General features: G+C 41.3%; 2 protein-coding genes and 1 pseudogene. 2 read left to right on the top strand and 1 reads right to left on the bottom strand.

Translation table 11 applies throughout. The annotated features are described in order from the left end of the window. A pseudogene (locus AC3LHT_RS10280) lies at positions 1 to 611 on the top strand (hypothetical protein); the annotation flags it as partial. 76 nt (positions 612 to 687) lie between these two features. After that, the gene (locus AC3LHT_RS10275; protein ID WP_488662826.1) at positions 688 to 1,932 is read left to right on the top strand and encodes a glycoside hydrolase family 1 protein; all 1,245 of its coding nucleotides are present in this window, start codon (positions 688 to 690) and stop codon (positions 1,930 to 1,932) included. Positions 1,933 to 2,091: 159 nt separating this feature from the next. Here AC3LHT_RS10275 and AC3LHT_RS10270 read toward each other — a convergent pair. Then, positions 2,092 to 2,506: DegV family protein (locus AC3LHT_RS10270; protein WP_488662825.1), on the bottom strand; the 415-nt coding region annotated here is incomplete at its 5' end.

Raw genomic sequence — 2,506 nt, 5'->3', positions numbered from 1 at the left:
CTCTGGATTTTTACACTCCTCCTCATAACGACCGAGGATCGGCAGGAGACCCATTTCCAGGCACCAGCAATAATACGGCTTTCACACCAAACACACACCCTGATTCAAGATTTTACAACGACCACCCATCTGGACTTTTTCTTGTGAATATTCACTCGGCAGGCGTTGAAATTTCTGGTGAAATAACCCTGATGAAAAAGGAGCCAGAAGCATACATCTCATACGGTTCAACGGAAACGCTATCATACGAATTTCACACGGCCATAGCAACTTACACGATTGATGCCTCACCTGGAATTGTCAAATCTTCCAGCCTTACAGAAGAAAACAAGAAACTGGAAATTGTCGTTGTTCCTCCTGATGAGCCTTTCAGCATCAAGCTGAGCGTGATCAGCACTACGGGTGTTGAAGGCAATTATGATCATGAATTCCTTCCCTTTTACTATATTGTTACTCCTGATGGCGTTTCTGATTCGAAACTCGTTGTAGTGAAACCCTTAGGATGGGATGAATCCCCGGGATCTGACTGGAACGATCAGGCAGGATATTATTGGAAATGGGTAGAAACGCTCCCAATAACCGCCTATGGTAAGGAAATTCATGAAGAATGATTTGAGTTAAAGCCTTGCAGTCTTATCATTTCGGTTTCATGCTCCTCACATGCTAAAATTATGTGGGGGTGGTTGTGTGCGAGTATTTCCATCGGGATTCCTCTGGGGAGTTGCTACTGCTGGGCATCAGATAGAAGGAAAAAACTTCTTTTCAGATTGGTATGCCTGGGAAAAGCTCGGAAAGGTTAGAAACAACGATACTTCTGAAATAGCTTGCGGTAGCTGGGATAATCTCGAAAGAGATATTAAAGCTCTTAAAGAGCTCGGAGTTAAAGCATATAGGTATTCAATAGAATGGGCTAGGGTTGAACCTCGAATAAATAAATTTGATGATGAATCTCTCTCCAGATACCGTAACTTCACTATAAGACTTGTGGAAGAGGGTATAAAACCAATAGTAACTCTTCACCATTTTGTGAATCCGCTGTGGTTTTCAGAACTTGGAGGCTGGGAAAACAGGGAAAACTTGAGGTATTTCAAGAGGTATGTGGAAAAAGTCATCTCTTCCTTGGGAAGCTTTGTTCCCATCTGGATAACAGTGAATGAACCCAATGTTTATTCGATTCAGTCTTATTTCAAAGGCGAATGGCCACCAGAGATAAAAGATATGGGAAGAGCCACGCAGGTTCTTTCAAACTTCATCTTCGCTCACAATATAGCCTATGACATCATAAAGGAAAAGTATCCCGCTTCAATGGTGGGAATTGCATATAACTTTATGCCTTTCAAACCCGCACGCAAATACAACCTTTTTGACAGGATAATAGCATCAAGGCTTGATCATATATACAACAACGCCTTTATCGATTCCATTATGAAAGGAAGATTGTTAAAACCTCTTGGTAAAGGTGAGAGCGCTGAAAGAATAAGAGGGAATCTCGATTTTGTCGGCGTCAATTACTACACCCGCATCTTTGTCAAGAATGCAAGCCCTGAACCAGAGTTTCCAGAACCAGTAACGGAGAAAACAGATATGGGCTACGAATTTTATCCGGAAGGGCTTGGTGAAGTGGTTTTAAAATATTACAGAAGGTACAAATTACCCATTATCGTAACTGAAAACGGGATTGCCGACGCCACAGATGAAAAACGATGGCGATATATCAAAACAGCTTTGAAAAGCTTGCATCAGGCTATTGAAAAAGGTGCCCGGGTTGTGGGATATATGTATTGGTCTCTCATGGATAATTTTGAATGGAAAGAAGGCTATTCCATGAAATTCGGACTTTATGAAACCAACTTTCAAGACCTGAGTTTAGAACCAAGGAAAAGTGCCGAAGAATACTCAAAGCTTATCAAAGAAAATAGTATAGAAGATTAGAAAATTCTTCAAAGCCAAACATTTTCAGGAATCTTTTATAGTCTTTTCCATGAAGCTTTCAATTGTGAGGTCGCTGTTTTTCGGTATAGAATCATACATGCTTACTTTATCACTTCATATTCGCTTTCCATGGCAGGTCTTAGGATAATGTATAAATATCTACATGAAAAGAACACCAGCGCCTACAAGCCCACTGCCTGCGTGAACGAGCAGCACAGAGGAGATATTTCTTTCCATTATCTTTGGAGCACCCAGAAGCAATAATTTCTCTTTGAGTTTTTTGGCATATTCAAGTGTTTCTTTATCGCTACCAGAATGATAAACGGCTGCTGCCCTGAGCTTTTTCCCTTTCGTTTCCTCTTCGAGCTTTTGGATGAGCTTTACCACTGCTCTTTTCATACCCCTGGCTTTTGCTATGGCAACAAGGTCGCCTTCCTGGTTCATGGTTATGATCGGCTTGAAATTCAGAGCTTCACCAATGCTCGCACTAACTTTGCTTATTCTTCCACCAGCCCTCAAAAATCTCAAGGTCGGCACTATAAGAAATATTTTGAGCTTCTCCATGACGCTTTTT

Source organism: Kosmotoga sp., assembly GCF_982836095.1.
The sequence above is the reverse complement of the archived record's forward strand: the minus strand, read 5'-3'. Positions and strand labels throughout refer to the sequence as shown.